Below are 24,126 nucleotides of genomic sequence, written 5' to 3' on the forward strand. Positions count from 1 at the left end.
GTTGCCATCGGGGGCCTTTTGGACCGTTTCCTTCGGGTGCAAGCCTTTCTGGTGTCAGGCTTTTCGCGGATGCTGCGGTGCAGGAAAGATCTTGGCGAGTTTGCGGAGGTTCTGGGCGGTGGCGGCAAGGAGGAATTCGTCGTTCGCGCCGCAAGGTCCCCTTAGCCGCAGGCGCCCCAGCCCGAGGATGCGTTTCAGATGAGCAAACAGCATCTCGACCTTCTTGCGGAGCTTCATCGAGATTTCGTATTGGCGGGTCTTGGCGATGTCCCGGGCGATCTGGCGCGCATCTTCGTGTTCCTCGCGGGTGATTGATCTGGCATCGGCGTTCGGGCAGCACTTCTGTTTCGATGGGCAGGACTGGCAGGTCAGTTTCAGTGCGCGGTATTTGGCGGTTCCCTTGCCAGTCGGGCCGCGGTTCGGGTCCGAATAGTTGCGGCGGAACTGTTTGAGCCTGTGACCTTCCGGGCAGATGTATTGATCGTTCTCTGCATCCCATTCGAAGTCTGCCCGGGTCCAGGTGCCGTCATTGCGCCCGGACTTGTCGAAGACAGGGATATGCGGGGCAATGCCCCTGTCGACCAGCCAGCCCAACATCGGTCCGGTGCCGTAGGCGGTATCCGCGATCAGGCGTTCAGGATGCAGGTCGAACTTGTCTTTCACCCTCTTCAGCATGGTTTTGGTTGATCCGACCTCGGCCTGCCGGATGGATCGTGTCGCCTCGACATCGACAATCACGCCATGATCCGTGTCGATCAGGTAATTGTCGGAATAGCTGAAGAATGCCGGACCTTTGCGCGCCGCCGTCCATTGGCTGGCCGGGTCGGAATGTGAGGTGAATTTCGGATGGACCTCGCTGGCGGCGCCAAATGCGGCCTTGTCCAACGTGTCAAGGTATTCGCGCACGGCGCGGGGCGCATCCGAGGGGTCTATCAGCGTTGCATCCCAATCTTCCTTCGCTGTCGAGTTCTGCTTATTGGCATCCGCCTCGATCAGGCTGGCATCCACCGCCAGCCGCTGCCCGCTGACCAGCCCCTCCTCGATGCAGCGCGTGACGGTCATCTCGAACAGATGCCTCAGCAACTCGCTGTCGCGGAACCGCCCGTGCCGGTTCTTCGAAAACGTCGAATGATCCGGAACCCGGTCGCTGAGATCCAGGCGGCAGAACCAGCGATAGGCCAGATTCAGATGCACCTCTTCGCAAAGGCGCCGCTCCGAACGAATGCCGAAGCAATAGCCAACCAGCAGCATCCGGATCAGCAACTCGGGATCGACAGACGGCCGGCCGGTGTGGCTGTAGAAATCCGAAAGATGCGCACGGATGCTGCTGAGATCGACAAACCGATCAATGGACCGAAGAAGATGCTCCTGAGGAACATGATCCTCCAGTGAGAACTCGTAAAACAGCGCCGGCTGCGCCTCCTGCCGCGGTCCCATCATCGCCAATCCTCCCACCCATTGCAGGAATTGAATCAGCCAGATGCCCTTCAATCAAGCACGAGTTTTTCAACAAAATAAGCCCTCTCTACCGAAAACTTGGTTCGATGGGATCACCATAATCCATCAAACCTGCTCGCTGCCGTTCGCGTATAATGCGCTGTATGCCGAGGATCACGATGGCCGAGATAATCCTGGATCAGTCGCAAGTCATAGCCGCGATTGGCGAGGGCGAAGCCGCAGGAATGTCGGAGCATGTGCGGGTGAATATGTCCCAGGCCGGCACGGATGCCGGCCGCAGCGACCAGATAGTTCACCGCCTGCCGGGTCATTGGTTGCTGCCGTTCGGAGACAAACAGCCACGGCAACCGGTCGTCGCGTTGCCCCAACCAACGTCGGATCACCCGCAGCTCGTCGCCCTCGATGGGATGCTCGACGCTGAGGCCGCGTTTCAGTCGCGGAACCCAAAGGCGGGACTGCGCCAAATTGACATGATACCGACGCAGGGCAATGGCTTCCGAAACTCGCAGCCCGTGTCGGAACATCATCAAGATCAGCAGGTGATCGCGGACGCCGTGCCGGCCAGCCTTGGCGGCGGCAAGCAGCCGTTCAATTTGTGCCAAGCCGAGATAGTCCCGCCCGCGTTCATGCGCATCGGCGGCCAAATCGGCATCACTTTTGACATTTCGCCGCGTGGACATGGGTTTGGCGGCTCCGTGAAAGCCAAGGAGACAAGTGGTTTCGTTCAACCAGCCGCCTCCTACACTTTACAAAATGCGGATTCTGTAAAGAGTTTGTGCGCGCTGTCCATCAGCGCCGGAGCGCCCGCCAAGCTGAACGAACGCCGCTACGCTACCGCCTGTTTCGATCTCTGGCTTTGTTCAAACGTGCTCTCGCGGTACGCGGATCAATTCCTAGGCTCAGGACTCGTTCTTGATCATAACCAGAAGATGACGGTCGCGGCGAGCAGGATTGCAGAGAAGAAGGTCTCGGGGCAACGGTCGTATCGGGTGGCGACGCGCCTCCAATCCTTGAGTCGGCCGAACATGATTTCGATGCGGTTGCGGCGTTTGTAGCGCCGCTTGTCGTATTTGACGGGTTTCTTGCGCGACTTCCGACCCGGGATGCAAACCTTTATCCCCTTGTTTTTCAAGGCATCTCTGAACCAGTCGGCATCATAGCCCCGATCGGCCAGCAGCCAATCCGCCTCCGGCAGGCTGTTCAGAAGTGCCGCTGCCCCGGTGTAATCACTGACTTGTCCGGCGGACATGAAGAACCCTATCGGCCGGCCCTTCGCGTCGGTGACGGCGTGCAGTTTCGTGTTCATGCCGCCTTTCGTTCGCCCGATCTGGCGCCCGCGCCCCCTTTTTTGACCCGCAGGCTCGAGGCCGTGCGGTGCGCTTTCAGATAGGTCGCGTCGATCATGATCGTATTGTGTTCGGCGCTCTCGGCGGCGAGGCCCACCATGATCCGGGCGAAGGTCCCGTTCTCGCTCCAGCGCTTCCAGCGGTTGTAGAGCGTCTTGGCGGGGCCGTAGTCCGTCGGCGCGTCGCACCATCGCAAGCCATTACGATTGATGAATATTATGCCGCTCAGCACACGCCGGTCGTCAACGCGTGGCTTGCCGTGGGATTTCGGGAAATAGGGTTTCAGACGCTCCATCTGCGCGTCAGTCAGCCAGAAAAGGTTGCTCATAAATCAGGTCTCCTTGCAGAGCCTGAATCACGCAAACAGCCCGAAATCAATGGGTCTGGAGCCTAGGTAATCCTCACAGCGAAAGGCATCTGCGCTGTTCACCCCGGGGCAAAATGGGTCAGTGAACCGGTGGAACAATCCTCGGTGGCGCCGGTCTAGGTGTGCCTTGGCGCGCGCGTGGCAGCCAGCAATCTTCCAAGCGGGTCGCCGCGACCGATGAAATTGCCGCTGCCGCTCTCTGGCTCGCGTCCGAGAGTGCTTTCTACATAGTCGGCCAGAACATCGTTATCGACGGCGGCACTTCCACATGACGGATGCGACAGCAAGCACCTCACCTGATGAAAGGCAGCGCCGCCAGTGCAGGTTCTATCAATGCTTTCAACTCCGCGCGCGTAGCGCCATCACGAGCCTGGAAGGAAATCGCCTGCATCACTCCATGGTAAAATGCGGCAAGACCGTTGACGTCAGTATCGCTCGCAAGGTCGCCGTCGCGCACGCCTCGTTCGAGGCGTACGCGCAGCATTGCGACCGTCTTCCTGCGAGCGCTGAGAAGATGAGAGCGTGCGGCCTCATTCTCTGGCAGGCAGTTAACGACACCGAGAATCAGAAGGCATCCCCCCGGCTTGGCCGACAATGCCACGTCGATGCTGTCTTCCAGCGCAGCACGGATTCCCTGCTTTGTCGTCGCCGCCTCTTCCAGCACGCGCTTCGGTCCCGATCCGACCGTTGCAAGATAGAGATCAACCGCTTCGTGGAAGGCGGCTTCCTTAGAGCCAAAGGCGGCATAGAAACTCGGGGGGGTGATGCCGATCGCGGCGATGAGATCGTTGAGCTGTGCACCCTCATAGCCTTTTGCCCAGAATACCTCCATCACGCGCTCAAGCGCCTGATTACGGTCGAAGCTGCGCGGTCGGCCCCTAGGTGCCATAACGATCCTTTCTGTAGCTGGAGTTATATAAATTTCTTGACCAGATTATGCAAGGCCGATAGCTATTTCTATAATTGTAACTACAAAAAAGAGATCGCGCCCATGAGTGAGCTGCAGTCCTGCATATCAGCGGAAATAGAGAGTGACGGGAAGGCGCACACCGGCCCAGAGTCGAGCATGCCGATGGTGGTCTATTTCCTTGGCCTCACCTGCTTCATGCTTGGAACCTCCGAGTTCATGGTAGCGGGCATGATGCCTGCACTCGCACAGGCGTTCGGCGTCACCGTCGCCGAAGTTGGCAACCTAATTTCGCTTTATGCCGCTGGGATGGTCATTGGCGGTCCGATTCTGACGGTCCTGCTCCTTCGGTTCGGTGTGCCGAACAAAGCCGCACTACTTTTGCTGCTGGGGTTTTACATCGGCGGGAGCGCCATCGCTGCGGGCACATCGAGCTACGACGTCATGGCGGCCGCTCGCGTTCTGACAGGTGTGGCCGCCTCCGCATGCTTTGGCGTATCCATCTCGATTGCCGCCGATCTTGTCGCTTCGGATCAGAGAGGGCGTGCGTCCTCGCTTGTGTTGGCTGGATTGATGCTGGCGACTGTTCTCGGTGTGCCCGCTGCAACGCTGATCGAGCAAAATTTCGGATGGCGGATCAGTTTCCGGGTGATCGTCGTATTGGCGACCCTCTGTGCTACCGTTATCGCCTTTCTCGCCCCTGGCTCGAAGAAGGCATCGGTTGATGGCGCTCAGTTACCAAACCTGCCGAGCGAACTGGCGTCGTTCCGTAACGCTCGCCTTTGGGCTGCTTTCGCCACAAGCGGGCTAATCATCGGCGCGACCTTTGCTGCATTCAGCTATTTCTCGCCTATCTTCACCGAGATTACAGGCTTTTCCTCCGCTTTGATTCCGGTCCTTCTTGCCGCCTTTGGTACGGCCACAGTGATCGGTAATCTTCTGATCGGCCGCTATGCCGACCGCTACATCTTTCCTATCCTGACCGGAGGATTGGCCGTCCTCTCGGTCGCGCTGCTCTTGTTTGCCGTCTTTGCCGACGACGCGATCATTAGCATTGCAGCCTTCGTCGCAATCGGTTTCGCAGGCTTGCCGATGAACCCCGCCATGGTCGCTCGGGTAATGCGTGCGGTTCCGGCAGGGCCGCTGGTCAATACGGTCCATGTCTCTGTCATCAACATCGGCCTTGCGTTCGGAACCTGGGCGGGCGGCCTTGGTATCAAAGCCGGCTACGGGTTGACTTCACCGCTCTGGATCGGATTCGGTCTCGCTGTTCTTGGACTCGCCAGCCTCGCTCCGGTGAAGGCGCGTCGACTTTCTTAGGAGGCCGCGACGGGCGTGGACAGGCAACAAGAGAAGCGATTGTCAAATGGCGTTCCCGAGAATGGCGGGCGAATAACTGCCGCGCTCACGCCTTCGCGCTCTGGATTGCGAGCATCATCGTGGGAATAGTTACTAACAGCCGTGCCCGCGAAACTCCGTCCCGTGCCTGTACGGATAACCCATGCAGGACCGTGGCGTAATAGTCGCCAAGCGCCTGCGCATCCGTATCCAGTTGCAACTCGCCCTCGGTCACCGCACGTTCCAGCCGTTCGACCAGCGAGGTGTTGCGGCGGCGGCGGTAGTCCGCAAGGAACTTCCGCACACCATCATTCTCAGCCGCGCAGTTGGTCGCGGCCGATACCACCATACAACCTTGGGGCCGCCCCTCACGAGTATATGTCTCGACCGCTTCGCGCAGGCTGCGCTCGATGGCTCCCGCCGCTGTCGGTTCCTCTGCCAGCGCCCGAGTGGCGAAGCCGCCTTCACCTTCATCGTAGAGCACAACAGCTTCCCGAAACAGTTTCTCCTTCGATCCGAAGGCTGCATAGATACGCGCCGAAGCAAGGCCAAGAGTGTCTACCAGATCGGTTATCGACACACCCTCATAGCCACGCGACCAGAAGGCATCGCGCGCCTTGGCCAATGCCGCATCCCGGTCGAACTCGCGCGGGCGTCCCGCCATCGCCCCTCCATTCTTGAGTAATCAACAAATAATTTGCTTGACCACCCGATGCAAGCCCATATTCTTTAGTGATCAACAAAGAATCGTCATCACGGAGTTTGACATGACCTCATCGGATCATACCCGTGCCGCGCCGGCATCAGGCATTGGAGAACGAAGGGGGGGGGCGCTCGCGCTGCTCGCCTTCGCCCAACTCATCTATTCGCTGGACATTAACATCGTCTTCGTCGCCCTGCCGGAGATCGGCGCGGGGCTAGGCTTTTCGGGCCAAACCCTGCAATGGGTGGTCAGCGCCTACATGGTGTTCTGCGGCGGCTTCCTGCTGTTCGGCGGACGGGCGGCCGATCTGATCGGCCAGCGGCGCATGTTCATCTTCGCGCTCTGGCTCTATGCGCTGTCCTCGCTTGCCGGGGGCCTTGCCACTTCGCCCACGGTCATCGTTGCTGCGCGCGCCGTGCAAGGCATCGGGGCGGCCTTCCTGTTTCCGGCTACGCTGTCGCTCATCAACCGCCTGTTCGCCGAGGGACCGGAACGCAATCGGGCGCTGGCCGTATGGGGCGGCGCAGGCGCGAGCGGTTTGAGCATCGGTGCGCTGGCAGGCGGATTCCTGACCGCCGCATGGGGCTGGCCTGCCGTCTTCTACGTCAATGTCGTGCTGGCCGGCATCGCCATCATCGCGGCCTTTTTCATCATCCCACGCGATCCGCAGCGGCATGAAAAGCGCAGCTTCGATCTGCCTGGCGCGCTGACCGTGACGATTGGCGCGACGGCGCTGGTGTTCGCGCTGGTCGAGGGACCGGAAATCGGCTGGGGCGCAACAAGCGTCGTGTGGGCGCTCGTTTTGTCGGCTATCTTCCTGATCGTATTCGCGGTGATCGAGGCGCGCAGCCGCGATCCACTCATGCCGCTGCGACTGCTCACAAACCGCAGCCTCGTAGCGGGTATGACGATCACTTTCCTCTATATGGGGACATTCGGCGCACTGCCTTACTTCCTGACTGTCCTGTTCCAGAACGTGCAGGGTTTGACCGCGCTCCAGACCGGATGGGCTTTCCTTGTGCCGTCCATCGCCATCGCGGTCGGCACGCAGATCGGCGAGAGGCTGGCAACGCGGCTTTCCACCCGAACCACGCTGATCGTCGGCATGATCGTGGGCGCGGTCGGCACCGTGTTGCTGGTTCCCGGTTCCAATGCCGATGGCGGCTATCTCGCCATCGTGCCGGGCCTGATCATTTCGGGCATCGGTCAGGGCATCGTCTGGACCGGCATGTGGATCGCCGCTGCGTCCGGCGTACATCACGACGAACAGGGCGTTGCGTCGGGCATGGCGTCAACGACGCTCAGCGTCGGTAACGCCATCGGCCTTGCTGTCTTGATCGCCCTTGCCAATCGGCATACTGGCGGATTGGAAGGCGATGCACTCCGCACCGCCGTGGCCGAAGGCACGCAATTGGCCTTTTGGCTGGCTGCTGCCGGAATCCTTATCAGTCTCGTTGCCGCCTTCGCCCTCCCTACTAAGGCCAAGACTGGCGCCGAATGACGGGGGCGGATAACGATGACGCGACGATCAGCACCGATGAATGATCGCCCATGGGGAATGCCGACCTCGCCTAGATCGTGCATTCCCATCGGGATGCCCGCCCATAAATGCTCGTCAGCCTTCCGCAGGTTCCAATTTCTGTGCATAAACGACGAGCCGCAAATGCTGCCCACCATCTATGGTGAGCGACGTATGCTCGAAATCGACGGGCATTCCGTCCACCCGGATCGTGCGGCTGCCCGTGCAGGGCGCATGAACGTCCTGGCTTCGCCACCAATCCTTGAACTCGGGCGAGACACGTTCCAGTTCCTCGACCAGAACACGGGCATCGGCATCCTCGCGCGCGGCGGCGAAGTCGCGGCGGAAACTGGCGAGCATCGCCGGTGCCTGTTTCTCCCAATTCACGAACGCTTCCCGCAATTCCGAATCGGTGAACAGCGCCCAAAGCAGATTGCGCCGGCGGGGATCGTGCCTGCCAAACCCGAACATGTCGTCGGCCGGCCCATTATAGGCCAGCACATCCCAGCGCAGGTTGATGATATAGGCGGCGTGGGGCGCAAGATCCTCCACCAGCCGCGCGGCGAGCGATGGCACGGTGCAGAAGGTCTTGCCGGGCTCTGCCGGTGGACGCTCATGGGCGAGCAGGAACAGATGCCGGCGTTCCGCCGCATCGAACTTGAGTACACGGGCGAGATTATCGAGGAAATCGGCGGAAACCCCGATCTCCCGACCTTGCTCAAGCCACGTATACCAGGTCAGTCCGACACCCGCGAGGGCCGCGACTTCCTCGCGACGCAGACCCGGTGTGCGCCGACGCTTTGCGGATGGCAAACCGAGATCCTCCGGCAACAACCGTTCGCGGCGACTGCGCAGGAAGTCGGCCAGCTCGGTGCGGGTTCTTTGAAGGGTGCGCATGGTTAGCCCATTACAAAAAGCAACAGCATAATGTGTTAAATTGTAAAAGGATAATGGCCGTGATTTTGGTGGTGCGTCAACACAAGAGGACGCCCAATGAGCTCCGAAACCTGCACTGCCGATGCGCTTTCTAACACATCTACCGCCACGAGCCGCCGCCCGCCCTGGCTCGGTCTGTCCATCCTGTTGCTGGCCGGGTTCGTGACGATCTTCGACCTCTTTGTGGTCAACGTCGCGATACCTTCCATGCAAGCCGAATTAGGGGCAAGCCTGTCGCAGGTCGGCTTCATCGTCGCGGGCTACGAGCTGGCCTTCGGTGTCATGCTCGTCACCGGCGGGCGGCTTGGCGATCTTTATGGGCGGCGGAGGCTATTCATCGTCGGAATGGCAGGCTTTACGTTTGCATCGCTTCTTTGCGGTATCGCGCCGACCGTGGAAATCCTTATCGGTGCGCGCGTATTGCAAGGGCTGGCTGCGGCGTTGCTGTTTCCGCAGGTCTATGCCTCCATCCGCGTGAATTTCTCCGACGACGACGCCCGCCGCGCCTTCGGCTTCCTTGGCATGACGCTTGGGCTTGCCGCTATCGTAGGGCAGATTCTCGGCGGGTTTCTGGTCGAGGCAAATATCCTCGATCTCGGCTGGCGCACGATCTTCCTCATCAACGTGCCCATCGGCATTTTCGCGATCGTCATGGCACGGTTCATTCCCGAGACGATTGCGCCGGAACGGCCCGCGCTCGACTGGCCAGGGGTCGCCCTGGTCAGCGTCGGTCTGACCCTACTGCTCGTGCCGCTGGTCGAGGCCCCGACACATGGCTGGCAGCTTTGGAGCTTTCTGTCGCTCGCTGGGGCAGCGATCCTGCTCACCGCCTTCTACCGCCATCAGGAGCGTCGCCGCAAAATCGGCCATCAGCCCCTGGTGGACATGGCGCTGATGCGCCAGCCCCGCTTCGCGCAAGGTGGATTGCTGGTGCTGCTGATCTATTCGACGGCCTCCTCATTCTTTCTCTGCTTCGCGCTTCTGGTGCAAACGGGGTTCGGGCTGAGCCCGTTCGAGGCGGGCAGCGTCTTCGTGCCGTGCTCCATTGCCTTCGTGATCCTCTCCTTGAGTGCGCCGCGCCTCGTTGCGCGTTTCGGGACGCCGGCCATCGCCATAGGGTCGCTGGTTTACGCGATTTCGTTCGCCGCGCTGATCGGGCAGGTCTGGATCGCAGGTGCGGACCTGGTGGTGGCGCATCTCATTCCAGCGTTGATCGTCATCGGCGGAGCGCAGGCGATGATTATGACGCCACTGCTCAACCTTGTGCTCGGCTTCGTGGAGGAACGGCAGGCTGGCATGGCCTCGGGGGTAATCTCGACACTTCAGCAGGTCGGTGCGGCACTTGGTGTGGCCGCAGTCGGCATCCTGTTCGGTGCGACACTCGGGACAGAAACGGAAGGGCAGGCCGCGCACTACGCCGCCGCCTTTGTTTCGGGCATGAGCTACAATGTTGCCGCCGCCGTCGTCGCAGCGATCCTATTGGTGCGACTAGCCGTCTATGAAAGCCACGCGCATTGAGCATGGTGATTTAAGCGATGCGGCGACGACGATCAGCACCGATGAATGATCGCCTTTTGGGGATGCAGACACCGCTCGGGTCGTGCATTCCCCTCGCATTACTGATCCCGACGCTCGCAGTGGTGGAATATCCATGTGGTCAAGAAACCGGCAGCATTCTTGAAATTCGGCGTTGACATTGACACTAATGTCAAGGTGCTAGGACCGTGTGGAAAGGGGTCGAGATGCAGATCAAGGAAGCGGCTGAAAGGCTCGGGATAACGGAGCGCATGTTGCGCCATTACGAGAAGGCGGGTCTCATGGATACGCACCGCTCGGAGAATGGCTATCGCAGCTACAGCGAGGCCGACCTGCGACGGGCGGGACGAATCCGCGATCTCATCGCAACCGGCTTTTCCACACGCGAGGTCCGCACCATGGCGGCTTGCCTCTCCGACGAGGGCGCAGGTCCGTGCGAGGGCGGTATTCCGCAACTGCTGGAGAAACTGGAGCATATCGACCGGCTCAGAGCCGATCTTGAGGCACGGCGGGAAGCGGTCCTCGGCCGCCTCGCCATGTTCCGCGAGTCCCTTTCGATCCATCACGAAAGGAACGACCCGCACCATGCTGCGCCTGATATTTCTCTTCCTGATCGCCTTCCTCGTGGGGGCAGACGAATTTCTGCTGGGGCCGATTCTCACGCCGATAGGCGCTGATCTTTCGGTTCCCCCCGAGCGCATCGCTCTATTCATCACCGCCTATAGCCTGCCGCTGGCGATCATGGCCCCGATTCTCGGCGGCGTTTCCGACCGTTACGGACGGCTCGCCGTCCTCGTGCCTTCGACACTCGTTTTCGGCCTCGCGTCTATTGCCACATCCTTCGTCCCTACATTCGAGACAGGGATTGCCACCCGAATACTGACCGGAGCGGCCAGTGGCGGTATGCTTGGCATTGCTATGGCGATGGCTGGCGATCTTGGCGAGAAGGCCGCGCCAAAGGCCATCGCCTTCGTCACGTCCGGCTTGACGCTCGGCATCATTCTCAGCCCTGGTATCGGCGCGCTGTCAGCAGAATACTGGTCTTGGCGGTTTGCCTTTGCCGCGCTCGGTGGACTGGCACTGATCGTGGTTCTAGTGGGTCTGCCGTCATTGCGCTCATCGCTTGCACCAGAAAGCCAACCAAACGTCGATGATGGCGCGGCAACAGAACCGCTTTTCGTGCCAGGTGCATTGGGAAGCCTGATTGCCATGGCTGCCGGCCTCGGAGGTGCTATCGGCTGTTTTGCGCTTGTCGGAGAGCGACTTCGTTCACTCTACGCGTGGGACACGGCCACAGTTGGCATGGTCTATGTTGGCTTCGGCATCCTCACGCTGGTCGGAAACTTTACCATGCCGATGGCGCTTGCCCGCGTCGGCAGCGGTCGCGCCTTGATGCGGATCGCGCTGATCTTCGTGCTGGTGGCAATTGCCATCACCTATGTCTTCGACGGACTTCCTTCTGCTCTGATCCTGCTTGCACTCGCAATCTGGGCTGCGCTTGGCGGTATCGGCGCTCCGGGTCTGCAAACCCATATTGCGCAGCTTTCGCCATCCCGCAGGGGGGCGCTCATGGCGCTGGCCGGAAGCAGCATGAACCTCGGCGTCGCGGGCGCGACTGCGCTGGCATCCAGCGTCTATCCGCTCGGGGCGGCATGGGTGGCGCTGGTGGCGCTGGTACTCATCATGATCGCAATCATTGCATTGCGTCCAGAGACGGCAAACTCTCCTCAGTAAGTCCAGCAGAACTGAACCGTTCCATCGTAGATGCAACAGAGACACAAGTCTGGAAGGCCCTGTGTTGCGGTCGCCCGACCTTCGAAAGTGTTGAACCAGAAGCTGACCGGCTGGTATGGCGATTGCCGCGCCTCCTTCTTTCATCCCACATGAGACTGAGCCTCGTGCACGTGGCAGGTCATACATCGCTGCCCTGACCGGCGGGGAGGCAGAAGGGGGCGGAAGTCAGGGGGAAGCGTGCCGATGGGATTGGCGTGCTTCCTCCGGGTTTCGGAGCAGAAATGATTTTTGAGCGCCGGGGCCAGCGTTTGACATGGAGAGCGAACTATGGCTCGCCCGTGAACCACCTTATGAACGCCATAAGTTTGGGCGGCTGGTTTCGAGATGGGTAATAGATATTAAACTGCTTCGGCGATGGCTCGTATTCATTGAGCACTTCAATCAACGCGCCCGCCCTGATCGCATCCTGCTCAGTGGTGAAAAACCGCTGTGCCAAACCAAGTGCGCCGCGCACTGCCAGAGAGATGTGGCTGTTGTCATCGAGCACCAGTTTGGGGTGAGGGTTTACGCGTTTGATCTGTCCGTCGATGCTGAAGATAAGTGGTTCCAGTCGACCACTTCCTGGAAAACGATATCGAATGATATCATGTTCCGACAACTCATCAGGGTGCGTGGGAATGCCCCTGTCCACCAGATAGGCGGGCGCTGCCAGTACAGTGCGTCGCAACGGCGGACCGATTGGCGTGGCGATCATGTCCAGTTCCAATGTATCGGACATTCTTATGCCTGCATCGAAATTCCCAGCCACCAAGTCCAAGAGGCGATCATCGGTCGTAAGTTCCAGATTGATTTCCGGATGTGCGCGCGCGAAATCCACCAGTCTCGGCAGGATGCAAATCTCGGCAGCAAGGCGTGATAGGTTGATACGCAGGGTTCCAGCGGGCCGAGCATTCAGCCCACCTATTTTTTCCAGCGCGTTTTCGAGGTCCAAAAACGAGCGTGCTGTATCCTCGTAGAGCATCCGCCCTGCATCGGTGAAGCGAACGCTTCTGCTTGTGCGCTCGAAAAGACGGACATCCAAATTGGATTCCAGCTGGCGAATTTTTTGCGATACCGCTGAGGGGGTGATGCCGAGTGCCGCAGACGCGGCGGTGAAGCCGCCGGTGGAAGCAACTGCACGAAAAACCGGTATGAGCGCCAATGTGTCAGGTCTGATCATGAAGTCATGTTACATGAGCCATGCAGGATTACACGTCTCAACTTTATGATGTGGATGCATAACTTCGTGCAAGTTGTTTTAGCGCGGAGAGTGAAAATGACCTCGGAACCCGTCGAATTTTCAACGGAAACGGACGACACCAATCGGCGGCACGGCAAGGACGTAGCAGGCGCTATGACCAGGTCGGCTAGCTCATCCGATAGCACAGGCGCGAGAAACCTCGATGCGATCATTGAGCGCTCGATTGCAGAGGGGCGAATTGTCGGCGGTGTCGTGATGGTGAATCGAGACGGCGCACGCATCTATGAACGTGCTGCCGGCTATGCCGATCGCGAAGACAATAGGTCTGTCGACGTGGATACGCCGTTTCGCTATGCGTCACTGACAAAGCCGTTTACCACGATGTCGGCTCTAAAACTGGCCGAGGCTGGCCGGCTCAATCCAGATGCACCTGTATCTGACTATCTTCCAGAGTTTCGACTGACCATGATGGATGGATCTGTTGCGGATCCAGCTCTCAGCTTGCTGATGGCGCATTTGGCTGGGCTGGATTACCGGTTTCAGCAACCTGAGGGCGGGTCCTATGCGCGGGCAGGCATCTCGGACGGGCTCGACCGATCGGTTGTGTCTTTGGCCGAGAATTTGCGCCGCATCGCCAGTGTCCCGCTTGACATCGTCCCGGGCTCAGCTTGGCGTTATTCAGTGTCAACCGATGTCGTGGGCGCGGTGATCGAGAAGATCACGGGCGTCGAACTGGATGAGGCGATCCGTAATCTCGTTACCGGGCCACTAGGGCTGAATGTTCGCCTTCACTGGGATGGCGACGAGCTTGCAAAGGCCTATCGCGATAGTGATGGCGGTGCGGTTCCGATGAAAGACAATGACAATGTCCCGCTGCCGCTTTTTGAAGGGCCGGGCGTCAGTTTTGATATCAACCGGATCCATGATCGCGGGGCCTGGCCGTCGGGAGGTGCAGGTGCCGCAGGGCGTGCTGGTGACATGTTGACGTTGCTGGAAGCATTTAGGGGCGGAGACTTTCTGTCCGAAACCTGGCGACGTGAAGCGCGCAAACCTCGGATCGGAGCTGAGGCACAAACACAGGGGCCTGGCTGGGGCTATTCCTGGCTTGGTTCGGTTCTGATAGACCCCACGGCCGCAGATAGCAGGTGGAGTCAGGGTAGCGTTGCCTGGGGCGGGGTCTATGGCGCGTCATGGGGTATCGACTTCGAACGCAGGCTCAGCTTCGTCTCTCTGACCAACACGACGCTCGAGGGCATGTTCGGGAAGTTCGCCCAAGACGTCGCCACAGCCGTCACGGAGTTGGAGTCTTGATATGAGCGACGTTCCACAAACACGTTGGGCAGATCTTTTTCGCGCCGGTAATGCTGGTGTCATGCCACTACTGGCCGGTGGCGTCATGCTGCATGCCGTCAATGTCTTCCTGGCTGTCGCTCTTCTGCCCTCCGCGGTCAGTGAAATCGGCGGCCTGACATTTTTTGCATGGGCGACGACCGTTTTCGTTGTGACCTCGATTTCCGCTGCGGCTCTAGGTGCCAGTCTTCTGCAGTATTCGGGCCCGGCACGTGCCTATCTTATTGCGGGGTGTGTCTTCATTGCAGGATCAGCACTATGCGCCGTCGCGCCTCGAATGACGGTCTTGCTCGTCGGCCGTGCCATCCAGGGGTTCGGAGGCGGCCTTATGGTAGCCATGTCCTACGCACTGATTGGGGTCATGCTGGACAGGCCACTTTGGTCAAGGGCGATGGCACTGATTTCCGGAATGTGGGGTGTTGGAACTCTGTTGGGACCGGGGTTAGGAGGCATGTTTGCCGAGTACGGAATGTGGCGCGGCGCATTCTGGACACTTGTTGCGCTTGGTGCAGTATTTACCGCATTGTCCGTCCTAAGGATGCCCTCAAGGTCTCGTGCGCAGACTTTGCAGCCGATCGCCTGGACGCAGCTATGCTTGCTGTCGCTGGCAGTCCTTGCGCTTTCGGCGGCAAGTGTCTTGCCGGAAACCTGGCAGATGATTGCCGCGATTACGTCGGGCGTCCTGGTCACCGCAGCTTTGATCGCGGTCGAGCGCAGATCACGCCGAAAGCTTCTTCCCGATGGTGCAACATTGCCGAACGCAGTGTTGGGCAGGCTTTACCTGATCATGATGCTTCTGGCGATCACCGTAACAAGCGTGGATGTCTTTGTTCCGTTGTTCTTGCAGGTCCTGCACGGAGTATCACCGCTGATAGCCGGATATATGGCGGCGCTGATCGCTTTCGGCTGGATGGCAGGGTCAGTCTTGAATGCAGATGAACACGGCCCGCTAAAGGTGATTGCAATCAGGCTTGCGCCCTGGGTTTCGTTCATTTCGCTGATGTTTCTGGCTTGGGCCATGCCACAAGACGAATGGCGTGGGGTTGCCGGACTGCTGGCGATTTCCGCTGCATTGTTCGCGACGGGAATTGGCGTCGGTCTGATCTGGCCGCAGCTGCTCAGCTTCGTCGTTGTCGTCGCCCCGGATGAACAGGCAGACCTTGCCTCGGCTTCGATTTCGACCGTGCAGCTCTTTGCCACCGCATTCGGTGCCTCGTGTGCCGCGATAATCGTCAATCTTGTCGGTGCGCCGGACGACAATGCTCTTGGCGCTCCGGAAGCAGCAGCACGGTGGCTTTTCGCGATATGTGCCCTCGCGCCGCTCGCTTCGGCATTGCCGCTTTCGCGAAGCCCTCTCATCAACACGCGAGGGTCGCAATGAGGCCGGGTCAGGCCCACGGTGCATTGAGACCCAGCGCTGCTACATAGGCAGCTTGCTATCGCCACCCAGACCATTCCGGCGCTGGACAAGATGTACGGCGAGACTCTGCCGACCCGTCGAAAGTTTCCATCTGGCGCGCCGCCCGCGTCGAAGACACAGATCGAATTGGAACACACTATGAAAGTCGCAACCGCCGAATTCCCCGATGAAGCAGAGCGATACGAGGCTGCGATTGAAGGCATCGCGCATCATGTCGCGGGTGAGAAGCCGGATTTGCTTGTTCTGCCCGAAATGCCATTCACTCCGTGGATTTTCTGCGTCGATAGGTTTGATACCAACCAATGGAAGAAGACTGTCGAAACCCACGCCATGTGGCTTGAGCGTTTTGCCAGTGACGTAAGCGCTCCGTTGATCACGTCTCGTCCAGCCAATTTGGATGGGAAACGGCTGAATCAGGCCATCTACCTTGACGATCAACGCCAGATTCACCCCCTGCGCAGCAAGTATTATCTGCCCGACGACTATCCGGCGGTCGAAGCGCCTTGGTTTGATCGCGGAGATGTGCCGGGCGAGGTGTTTGAACTGGGCGGATGTCAGATCGGGGTGCAGCTGTGCAGTGAGCTGATATACGCAGAAACCCCGCGCAAGCTGGGGCGGAACGGAGCAGAGATCATCGTGCAGTCGCGGGCAACTGGCAATACACCACGCTGGCGGGCAGCTTCGGTCCTGGGCGCAGGAACATCGGGGGCTTTTGTGATCGGGGCAAACCGCCGCTCGGTCGCACGGGATTGGTTCACCGGCGGCAGTTGGGTGTATTCGCCAGAGGGTGATCTACTGGCGGAAACGTCGGCGGACCAGCCTGTTGTTTCGGTGGAAATTGATCTGTCTCGGTCGAAAGCTGCCAAGCAGGAATACCCCGTGACGATGATCAACCGCTATGGCGAATAAGGAAAGGACTGCGCAAGGACACGGCAGACGGAAATCGTTATGTTGGACTACATCAACAGGTTCTTTAATCCGCGCTGCAGGCATTCGGCCCTCGGCAGGAAAAGCCCGGTCGCCTTCGAGAGCAAGGCCGCCTGAAAGAGCGAATAACCCAGCAGTTTTCCGAAGCAAGTCCACGGAGCTGCTACTTCGTTTCGCTGCCGTTGGCGCAGATATCATTGGCCAGCGTTGCGTTGCCGGTGGCCAGCAAGCTGCGGAAAGCAGGTATCGCGGTAGCGCAAATTGCAGGTGCTGTAACGTCGAAAGTGCAAAAAATTTAGCTGTGCTTTGCCAAAGCAAAGTCGAAGTTTGCCAAAAAGCCGTTGTGACGGTAGCCACGTATGAGGCGAAAGATGAAAGAAATCCTGTCGTTCAATTGAACGCTTCAATCAAGAAGTCCAGAAAGGCGCGAGTTTTTGGGGCGATATGTCGCCTTGAAGGATAAACGGCATAGAGTGTCGTTTCGACCGTATTCCAGTCTTCCAGGGCAGATTGCAGTCGTCCATGTTCCAAATCCTCCTCGACATAGGGTCGCGGCATCAGGCTAACGCCGAAGCCCGCTCGCAGCGCGTCCCGTACGGCAAGGCTTGATGAAACGGAATATCTTGCATCGACAGCAATACGTTCGATGTGACCGCTCTTTTTGAACTCCCATGTGTCCGCATGACCCGAGAGGCTGAACCGTATATGGTCCAATGCTTTCAGATCGGAAGGCGTTTCTGGGGTGCCGCGTTTTTCGAAATAGGACGGCGCTGCGCACAGCACGTGGGGCATGATTGCGAGCTTTCGTGCGATCAGGCTGGAATCTTCAAGACTGTCGCTGGCACGAATGGCAAGGTCGAACCCTTCGCGGACAATATCGACACGCCTGTCATCAAGATCGAGTTCGAGACTCAGATCGGGAAATTGCGCCAGAAACGACGGAAGTGCCGACGAGAGCCGCGTCAAGGTGACGGTCATTGGCGCGTTGACACGCAATGTGCCGCTCGGAGATGTCTTGATAGGACATAGGGCCTGGTCCGCTTCGGCGAGCGCATCCAGTCCGCGCGTGACATGGTCCAAATAGAGCCGCCCCTCTTCGGTCAGTGCCATGCGCCGGGTTGTCCGGTTGATAAGGCGCGCGCCCACATGAGCCTCCAACTCAGCGATGTTCTTGCTGATCGCAGCGGGTGACAGCCCTAGCTTACGACCGGCTTCTGCGAAACTTTTCAGCTCCGCCACGCGACGAAAAATTGTCAGGGCGGTAAGGCGGTCCATCAAATTGTTTCCCAATAGTAAATGGTGTCTTTCACATACCCATAATTATCAGAAAATAGTGAACAATGTATATCCTTTATGAAAATTCGAAAGTTGAAACGGTCTTGCCATGAATCCAACCATATCGCTGATCGAAAGGCGTATCTCCGCCAATATCTTTGATACGTCCCACATATTGACAGATGCCGAGATCGCGCAACTTGTGCGTTTTGCAGTATGCGCACCAACGGCCTACAACCTTCAGAACTGGCGTTTCATCGCAGTTCGGTCGCCAGAAGCGAAAGAACGCTTGCGCAGCCTCTCATATGGGCAGGCGAAAGTGTCGGATGCGGCCGTCACCTTCATCATCTGCGGCGTACTACCCGATCATGCGACCCTTACCGAGCGGCTACGCCCCTCGATCGAGGCCGGTTTCATGCCGGCTGATATGGCTTCTGGCTGGCAGGAAGGCGCTCGTGCACAATATGCTGATCCTCAAAACGCCCGGGATGAGGCTGTGCGCTCGGCTACTCTTGGAGCCGCAACGCTGATCTACGCCGCCGAGGCGCTTGGCCTCGCATCTGGGCCGATGACTGGCTTTGACACCGAAAGCGTGACACAGGAATTCGGCCTGGCGCCGGACGAGATGCCGGTGCTGCTTCTTGCGGTGGGTCGCGCCGCGCCGGGCAACTGGCCTCAAAAGCCACGTCGCCCGATTGCGGAGGTTCTGGAAATCTCATGAAAAACCGCACATCCGATTTGCTGCTGACAGCGATTGCGCCCGTCATTTGGGGCAGTACCTATATCGTCACGACCGAGTTTCTTCCAAATTTCTCGCCATTGACGGTGGCATTGTTGCGAGCCTTGCCAGCCGGTCTGCTACTGCTTTTGATCGTTCGGAAGCTTCCAGCAGGAATATGGTGGCCGCGGATCATGATCCTCGGTGCCCTTAATTTTTCGATCTTCTGGTGCATGTTATTCATTGCGGCCTATCGGCTGCCGGGCGGAGTTGCAGCGACATTGGGAGCGGTCCAGCCGCTGATCGTTGTGTTCATCGCGGCAGCGCTGCTGGGGAGCAGGATACGGTTTGTATCGGTCCTTGCCGCTATCATCGGACTTGCAGGCGTGGCGTTGCTGGTGCTGACGCCGAATGCGACGCTGGATGCAATAGGTGTCGCGGCGGGTTTTGCCGGGGCTGTTTCCATGGCTTTCGGGACCGTGCTGACGCGCAAATGGCAACCTCCGGTCTCACTGCTAACCTTCACTGCATGGCAGCTGACGGCCGGAGGTATTTTGCTTGTACCGGTCGTTCTGCTGTTCGACCCGAATATTCCGATGCCCACGGTCGGCAACCTATTTGGTTTGGTCTGGCTGGGGCTGATCGGCGCAGCGCTGACCTGCTATCTCATGTTCCGGGGCATTTCGCGCATCGAACCCGCAGTGGTCTCCCTGCTGGGTTTTCTCAGCCCGGCGACGGCTGTCCTGCTTGGGTGGCTGTTCCTGAATCAAGCGCTTAGCCCGCTTCAGATCGTCGGCGTCGTACTCGTGATTGGGAGCATCTGGATCGGCCAACGTGCCGACCGCGTTTCCAGTCCCGCTACCCGAAAGGACGAGCCCGTGACTGCCACCTAGGTCATGTTGACAAATGGCGGAGCCAGAGGCGGATTGACGTGATGTCGATGAAACCGAGGTAGCTTTCTGCGGTCTTGTCATAGCGGGTGGCGACGCGGCGGGCGTTCTTGAGCTTGTTGAAACACCGCTCGACCAGGTTGCGCAGCCGATAGAGGGAACGGTCGACGCCGATACGCCTTTTCCGCGACTTGCGCATCGGAATGACCGGCAGCACATTTCGTGCCTCCATGGTCCTGCGGATGCTGTCGGCGTCGTAGCCGCGATCCGCCAGCAGCACACTCGGCTCGGGCAAGTTGTCAGCCATGACCAGATCGAAGCCGGTATAGTCCGAGGTCTGTCCCGGCGTGATATCCGTCCTCATGGGCAAGCCACGCGCATTGACGCGGAGATGGATCTTGGTCGTGAAACCACCCCTTGAACGGCCGAAACCCTGTCTCGGAGTCCCCCTTTAGCGCCCGCTGCCTGATGGTGAGCGCGAACCACGGTGCTGTCGATCATCTGGAGCGCGTCCGGGACGGCGCCGCTTTCGTTCAACGCCTCCATGATCTCCTCCCATAGCCCCGCCAGGGTCCAACGTCGGAACTGGCGGTAGACACTGAACCATTTCCCAAACTCCTCAGGCAGGTCACGCCATGGCGCCCCCGTTCGAGCGATCCAGAAAATGCCATCCAGGACGAGGCGGTGGTTGGACGGCCTGCGTCCGTTCGGAGCGCGGACCGTCAGGATGAAGCGCTCGAAGAACGTCCATTCTTCGTCCGACATGAGGTCTCGTGCCAAGCTGTTCTCCATCGCAGATACCAGCTTGAATCATGCCACGCGCCTCGTGTGAATCCCTTTTGTCAACACAGCCTAGGTAATTTTATTCAGCGGAGATGTTTATCTATTCTTAACTGGGAATTAGCAAGCTCACAGGCAAGTAGAATTTTCCTTGAGGTTATGAGCTCTGAAATGAAGAAAATCGAAGATCTTCTTGAAGAAGCCGTCGATGCCTTGATCGCGGCGGATGCACAGATGGCGCTGGAGCATTTTTCTAAGGCCATGAAGATAATTTCAAAAGCGCCCATATCAGCCGATTCGAAAATCATCGGGAGACTTGAACGAATTTTGTCGCTGGCAGAATCAGCTATGCTGGGTGTTGCGGATGCGCGTGAATATATTTCACGGGCTGTGGATGAGGCGAAAAGTCTGAACTATTACGACTTGGACGGGAAGCCTAGGGCTGCAAAAGGTGAGTGCAAGACGTTCGGAAAATATTAATTTAAATTGATTGGATTAATTTCTGGAACTGACGAAGATATTATATAATTGATAACTTGGAAACGGGTAAAACCTGTTTCATGCAAAAATGCAGGGATACATCCTTTGGGTCAGAATGACTTGAGATCAAATAGCAAATTCCAATGTTAAGGAAGATAATATGTCTAGTATTCTGACGAATAACGGCGCAATGGTTGCGCTGCAAACGCTGAAAGATATCAACTCCAAACTGGCTCAGACCCAGAATCAGATCTCGACCGGTAAGTCGATCAACTCCGCAAAGGATAATGCAGCGATTTGGGCGATTTCCAAGACGATGGAATCGGATGTCGCTGCGTTCAAGACAATCGACCAGACTTTGGCGTTAGGCGAATCTACCGTTGCTGTTGCGCGTGCTGCTGCCCAGTCGATCACAGATACGCTCACCAAGATCAGAACCAAAGTGATTGCAGCACAGGAGGCAGGCACATCTGCAGAGGACCGCGCCAAGTATCAGAAAGATATTGATGCGATGAAAAACGAGATCGCTTCTGCGGTCAGTTCAGCCCAGTTCAGCGGCAAGAATCTCATCAATGGTTCGACCTCCAGCCCGATGAAGATCATGTCCTCGCTTGATCGAAGCATTGATGGCGATGTCGCGGTTGGTACTATTGATGTTCAGACTGTTGATCTGCGGACAAGCGGGACGGGTTCGACTGTCGTGGGACCCAGCGGTTCCGCAACTGCGACTGACGGTGGTGGTGCTGTTACCGTCGGCACCCTGTCCTTCCAGGGAGGCGGTACAGCAATAGCGGCAACTGACGGGTCAGCAGACGCTTCTGACGGTACTGCGCTGCTGGCGGGCGATGTCATTACGCTGGATCTCGGAGGGACTGAGATCACTTATACCATTCAGGCGGGGGACTCGATGACAGAAATTGTGTCGGGTCTGGACGCTGCGAAAACCGGCGCATCGATTGCCGGAACGCTGAGCAGTACAGGTGATCAGCTTACTTTCGATAATGGAACCGGCGGTGGTGACATGGCGGTAACTCTGTCGACCGAGCGGACTGCTGGTGGTGATGGTGGCCTTGCCGCCCTAGCTGGGCTTGATGTTAGCGCCGAGGGCGGGCCTGCAGACGCACTGAACGCGATCGAAGGTTTGATAAAGGTCGCTGTGGATGCTGCTGCAAGCTTTGGTTCTTCTCAGGGCCGCATTGAAACCCAGCGTGATTTTATCGGCAAGCTGACTGATTCAATGCGTTCGGGTATCGGAGCGCTTGTTGACGCCAATATGGAAGAGGCTTCGGCTCGCCTCCAGGTGCTGCAGGTGCAGCAACAGCTCGCTACTCAATCGCTGTCGATCGCGAACCAGGCGCCGCAAGCGCTTCTGTCGCTGTTCCGCTGATCATGATTGGGGTGCCTTGGGCGCCCCATTCTTCATTCTGATCAAGGGCTGCTTGTCCAGATCTGCATGGTCTATTTCTTGACGGAGAATGCCTAATGAACGCCTTTACCTCCGGCGGATATGGTTCGGCCCTTGCCAAGGTTGAAACACATCGTGATGCCGAAGCGCGGCTGCTGTCACGCATCAACAATAATCTGCTGTGCAGCATGAAACATATAGCTGATGATTACAGCGCCTTCGTCAAAGCTCTGCATGAAAACGACCAGTTCTGGCGGCAAATTGCCACAGATCTGGCGGATGACGGAAATCGGCTTCCCGAAGAACTACGTGCGACGCTGATTTCGCTCGCCGGGTTCGTTGTCGGACATAGCGCTTCGGTAAGAAGAGGGTCGGCATCTATACAGCCACTTGTCGACCTGAATAAAAGCATTATCCGCGGTCTGACGCGAAACGGAGAAAAATCGTGACCGGCCTCGTTTTGAAGCTTGCGCCGAACGAACGTGTTCTCATTAACGGTGCGGTTATCGAAAATGGCGAAAGACGTGGTTGCATTTCGATTAAGACGCCGAAGGTCAATATCCTGAGGCTGCGCGACGCAATTCATCCCGAGGATGCGACAACACCTGTTTCCCGCGCCTGTTATGATGCGCAGCTTGTGCTGTCTGGGGATCGCGACAATGACAAGGGGCGACGGGTTCTTTTGCGGAACCTTGAACAGCTTTCGCAGGTATTTGAAGATCGGGATAGCCGTAAGATTATTGCTCAAGCAACATCGGCGGTGATCGAAGAAAATTTTTATAGGGCGCTCAGGTTATTGCGCGATTTGCTTCCGCGAGAGGCCAGGCTGCTGGCGGCAGCAAAATGACCTATCAGGCTCATATTGGTTCGGGCGGACTCGCCGGGTGGGACTTGCTGAACCGGACGGCATCGCGTCAACGCCAACTCGTTGCGAATGATAGGGAAACGCGTGAGGCATGCAGCCAGTTTCGTGATCGGATCGGAGCGGTGACGGCTGCAGATGAACTGGTCTCGGATTATCGATTGATGAAAGTCGCGCTTGGTGCGTTTGGGCTTGAGGGCGATATCGCCAGCAAGGCGTTTATCAGAAAGGTTCTCGAAAGCGATCTGAGCGATCAGAGCAGCCTGGCGAACCGGCTCTCGAACAAAGCCTATCGCCGTCTTTCGGAAGCGTTTGGCTTTACCCGCACTGGCGATGAACAGTCTTCAGCCGGTTTTTCGTCGGATGCGGGTTTTGCAGACAGCATCATCGCCCGATATGTAAACAGAGAGTTCGAAGCGCGGGTCGGTGACTCGGATCAAAATCTTCGCCTTGCGCTGAATGCCCGGCGGGAAATGGCGGAGGTTTCTGCCCGGTCAGGGACGAATAATACCAAATGGTATGAGGTGTTAGGGAATATTCCCTTGCGGCGCGTTTTCGAAGGCGCTTTCGGCTTCGGTCATTCCTATGGGCGGTTGCCAATTGACCGGCAGATGGAAGAGTTCTCTGAGGCCGCTTCCCGCCTATTCGGCACTGATGACATGAGGCGGATCGCTCAGCCCGAAAACGTCGAAAAGCTGATCCGAACTTTTCTGGCGCGTGGTTCTGTCACATCTGGAGATGTGAGCAATCGTTTCTCGACAGCGCTGACACTTTTATCGACCGCGCCACTCAGTCTTGGCAGCTATTGATGCCGGAGCACCCGATTGAGGCACACCACGATTCAGATTGCCCATCGTCATCTGTGATCGCCGACTGACGGAAAGCAGACAGCACAAGGCGGACAGCAAATAATGTCTCGCGAGGAAGGCTTCATG

At 58.2% G+C, this 24,126-nt stretch carries 25 protein-coding genes; 16 read left to right on the forward strand and 9 right to left on the reverse strand.

The features are described from left to right. Positions 1-54 precede the first annotated feature (54 nt). The 3 genes from PAE61_RS02165 to PAE61_RS02175 all read right to left on the reverse strand — a co-directional run bounded on the left by PAE61_RS02165 (position 55) and on the right by PAE61_RS02175 (position 3,132). Positions 55-1,440 carry an IS1182 family transposase gene (locus tag PAE61_RS02165; protein ID WP_271113075.1) on the reverse strand — a complete coding sequence of 462 codons (1,386 nt, stop codon included), beginning with the start codon at positions 1,438-1,440 and terminating at the stop codon, positions 55-57. Positions 1,441-1,550: 110 nt separating this feature from the next. Beyond that, positions 1,551-2,186 carry a tyrosine-type recombinase/integrase gene (locus PAE61_RS02170; RefSeq protein WP_271113799.1) on the reverse strand — a complete coding sequence of 212 codons (636 nt, stop codon included), beginning with the start codon at positions 2,184-2,186 and terminating at the stop codon, positions 1,551-1,553. A 188-nt stretch (positions 2,187-2,374) separates the two neighbouring features. Next, positions 2,375-3,132 (reverse strand): IS5 family transposase gene (locus PAE61_RS02175; protein WP_271112274.1). Its coding sequence is split into 2 segments (ribosomal slippage): positions 2,375-2,796 and positions 2,796-3,132, totalling 759 coding nucleotides; the frame shifts between segments, so codons are not numbered across the junction. Positions 3,133-3,293: 161 nt separating this feature from the next. On the opposite strand from PAE61_RS02175, the gene PAE61_RS17570 reads away from it, so the two are divergent. Beyond that, on the forward strand, positions 3,294-3,443 hold the full coding sequence (locus PAE61_RS17570; protein WP_353620372.1) for an SDR family oxidoreductase: 150 nt from the start codon (positions 3,294-3,296) through the stop codon (positions 3,441-3,443). Positions 3,444-3,463: 20 nt separating this feature from the next. Here the strand turns inward: PAE61_RS17570 and PAE61_RS02180 are convergent, their stop codons facing one another. Continuing rightward, a complete protein-coding gene (locus PAE61_RS02180) occupies positions 3,464-4,003 on the reverse strand; it encodes a TetR/AcrR family transcriptional regulator (protein WP_271113800.1) in 540 nt (179 codons plus the stop codon). A gap of 159 nt (positions 4,004-4,162) precedes the next feature. Between PAE61_RS02180 and PAE61_RS02185 the strand changes: the two genes are divergently transcribed. Beyond that, positions 4,163-5,398 (forward strand): MFS transporter, encoded by a 1,236-nt coding sequence (locus PAE61_RS02185; RefSeq protein ID WP_271113801.1) that lies wholly within the window; start codon positions 4,163-4,165, stop codon positions 5,396-5,398. Between the two features lie 85 nt (positions 5,399-5,483). Here the strand turns inward: PAE61_RS02185 and PAE61_RS02190 are convergent, their stop codons facing one another. After that, positions 5,484-6,080, reverse strand: coding sequence for a TetR/AcrR family transcriptional regulator (locus tag PAE61_RS02190; RefSeq protein ID WP_271113802.1), 597 nt, complete (start codon positions 6,078-6,080; stop codon positions 5,484-5,486). Between the two features lie 103 nt (positions 6,081-6,183). Here PAE61_RS02190 and PAE61_RS02195 point away from each other — a divergent pair, with 103 nt between their 5' ends. Then, on the forward strand, positions 6,184-7,620 hold the full coding sequence (locus PAE61_RS02195) for an MFS transporter (RefSeq protein WP_271113803.1): 1,437 nt from the start codon (positions 6,184-6,186) through the stop codon (positions 7,618-7,620). Between the two features lie 114 nt (positions 7,621-7,734). Here the strand turns inward: PAE61_RS02195 and PAE61_RS02200 are convergent, their stop codons facing one another. Beyond that, entirely contained in the window at positions 7,735-8,535 is an 801-nt protein-coding gene (locus tag PAE61_RS02200) for a helix-turn-helix transcriptional regulator (protein ID WP_271113804.1), read from the reverse strand. Between the two features lie 96 nt (positions 8,536-8,631). Here PAE61_RS02200 and PAE61_RS02205 point away from each other — a divergent pair, with 96 nt between their 5' ends. The 3 genes from PAE61_RS02205 (at position 8,632) to PAE61_RS02215 (ending at position 11,844) form a co-directional block, all read left to right on the forward strand. After that, positions 8,632-10,092 (forward strand): MFS transporter, encoded by a 1,461-nt coding sequence (locus PAE61_RS02205; protein WP_271113805.1) that lies wholly within the window; start codon positions 8,632-8,634, stop codon positions 10,090-10,092. A gap of 224 nt (positions 10,093-10,316) precedes the next feature. Then, positions 10,317-10,787 (forward strand): MerR family transcriptional regulator, encoded by a 471-nt coding sequence (locus PAE61_RS02210; RefSeq protein ID WP_271113806.1) that lies wholly within the window; start codon positions 10,317-10,319, stop codon positions 10,785-10,787. After that, complete coding sequence (locus PAE61_RS02215; protein ID WP_271113807.1) at positions 10,696-11,844, forward strand: MFS transporter; 1,149 nt, start codon at positions 10,696-10,698, stop codon at positions 11,842-11,844. Before PAE61_RS02210 ends, PAE61_RS02215 begins: the two co-directional genes overlap by 92 nt. Before the next feature lie 325 nt (positions 11,845-12,169). Here the strand turns inward: PAE61_RS02215 and PAE61_RS02220 are convergent, their stop codons facing one another. Beyond that, positions 12,170-13,063 (reverse strand): LysR substrate-binding domain-containing protein, encoded by an 894-nt coding sequence (locus PAE61_RS02220; protein ID WP_271113808.1) that lies wholly within the window; start codon positions 13,061-13,063, stop codon positions 12,170-12,172. 96 nt (positions 13,064-13,159) lie between these two features. Here PAE61_RS02220 and PAE61_RS02225 point away from each other — a divergent pair, with 96 nt between their 5' ends. From PAE61_RS02225 to PAE61_RS02235, 3 genes are all read left to right on the forward strand, one after another. After that, the gene (locus tag PAE61_RS02225) at positions 13,160-14,395 is read left to right on the forward strand and encodes a serine hydrolase domain-containing protein (RefSeq protein WP_271113809.1); all 1,236 of its coding nucleotides are present in this window, start codon (positions 13,160-13,162) and stop codon (positions 14,393-14,395) included. Between the two features lies 1 nt (position 14,396). Beyond that, complete coding sequence (locus PAE61_RS02230) at positions 14,397-15,815, forward strand: MFS transporter (RefSeq protein WP_271113810.1); 1,419 nt, start codon at positions 14,397-14,399, stop codon at positions 15,813-15,815. Between the two features lie 177 nt (positions 15,816-15,992). Then, positions 15,993-16,763: a carbon-nitrogen hydrolase family protein gene (locus PAE61_RS02235; RefSeq protein WP_271113811.1), complete on the forward strand. Its 771-nt coding sequence runs from the start codon at positions 15,993-15,995 to the stop codon at positions 16,761-16,763. Positions 16,764-17,171: 408 nt separating this feature from the next. On the opposite strand, the gene PAE61_RS02240 is transcribed toward PAE61_RS02235, so the two are convergent. Then, the gene (locus tag PAE61_RS02240; protein WP_271113812.1) at positions 17,172-18,056 is read right to left on the reverse strand and encodes a LysR family transcriptional regulator; all 885 of its coding nucleotides are present in this window, start codon (positions 18,054-18,056) and stop codon (positions 17,172-17,174) included. A gap of 109 nt (positions 18,057-18,165) precedes the next feature. Here PAE61_RS02240 and PAE61_RS02245 point away from each other — a divergent pair, with 109 nt between their 5' ends. After that, the gene (locus tag PAE61_RS02245; RefSeq protein ID WP_271113813.1) at positions 18,166-18,777 is read left to right on the forward strand and encodes a nitroreductase family protein; all 612 of its coding nucleotides are present in this window, start codon (positions 18,166-18,168) and stop codon (positions 18,775-18,777) included. After that, entirely contained in the window at positions 18,774-19,667 is an 894-nt protein-coding gene (locus PAE61_RS02250; RefSeq protein ID WP_271113814.1) for a DMT family transporter, read from the forward strand. The genes PAE61_RS02245 and PAE61_RS02250 overlap by 4 nt, the downstream gene beginning before the upstream one ends. A 1-nt stretch (position 19,668) precedes the next feature. On the opposite strand, the gene PAE61_RS02255 is transcribed toward PAE61_RS02250, so the two are convergent. Beyond that, positions 19,669-20,456, reverse strand: a protein-coding gene (locus tag PAE61_RS02255; RefSeq protein ID WP_271113815.1) for an IS5 family transposase whose coding sequence is annotated in 2 segments (ribosomal slippage) — positions 19,669-20,117 and positions 20,117-20,456 — 789 coding nt in all. Because the reading frame shifts where the segments join, the coding sequence is not laid out codon by codon here. A gap of 159 nt (positions 20,457-20,615) precedes the next feature. On the opposite strand from PAE61_RS02255, the gene PAE61_RS02260 reads away from it, so the two are divergent. From PAE61_RS02260 to PAE61_RS02280, 5 genes are all read left to right on the forward strand, one after another. Continuing rightward, positions 20,616-20,924: a hypothetical protein gene (locus tag PAE61_RS02260; protein WP_271113816.1), complete on the forward strand. Its 309-nt coding sequence runs from the start codon at positions 20,616-20,618 to the stop codon at positions 20,922-20,924. A 160-nt stretch (positions 20,925-21,084) separates the two neighbouring features. Next, the gene (locus tag PAE61_RS02265) at positions 21,085-22,311 is read left to right on the forward strand and encodes a flagellin N-terminal helical domain-containing protein (RefSeq protein ID WP_271113817.1); all 1,227 of its coding nucleotides are present in this window, start codon (positions 21,085-21,087) and stop codon (positions 22,309-22,311) included. A gap of 95 nt (positions 22,312-22,406) precedes the next feature. After that, complete coding sequence (gene flaF, locus PAE61_RS02270; RefSeq protein ID WP_271113818.1) at positions 22,407-22,778, forward strand: flagellar biosynthesis regulator FlaF; 372 nt, start codon at positions 22,407-22,409, stop codon at positions 22,776-22,778. Beyond that, complete coding sequence (gene flbT, locus PAE61_RS02275) at positions 22,775-23,176, forward strand: flagellar biosynthesis repressor FlbT (RefSeq protein WP_271113819.1); 402 nt, start codon at positions 22,775-22,777, stop codon at positions 23,174-23,176. Before flaF ends, flbT begins: the two co-directional genes overlap by 4 nt. After that, entirely contained in the window at positions 23,173-24,000 is an 828-nt protein-coding gene (locus tag PAE61_RS02280; protein ID WP_271113820.1) for a DUF1217 domain-containing protein, read from the forward strand. The genes flbT and PAE61_RS02280 overlap by 4 nt, the downstream gene beginning before the upstream one ends. The last annotated feature ends 126 nt before the right edge of the window (positions 24,001-24,126 follow it).

The sequence above is a fragment of the Paracoccus aerodenitrificans genome (assembly GCF_027913215.1).
GTDB classification, from domain to species: domain Bacteria; phylum Pseudomonadota; class Alphaproteobacteria; order Rhodobacterales; family Rhodobacteraceae; genus Paracoccus; species Paracoccus aerodenitrificans.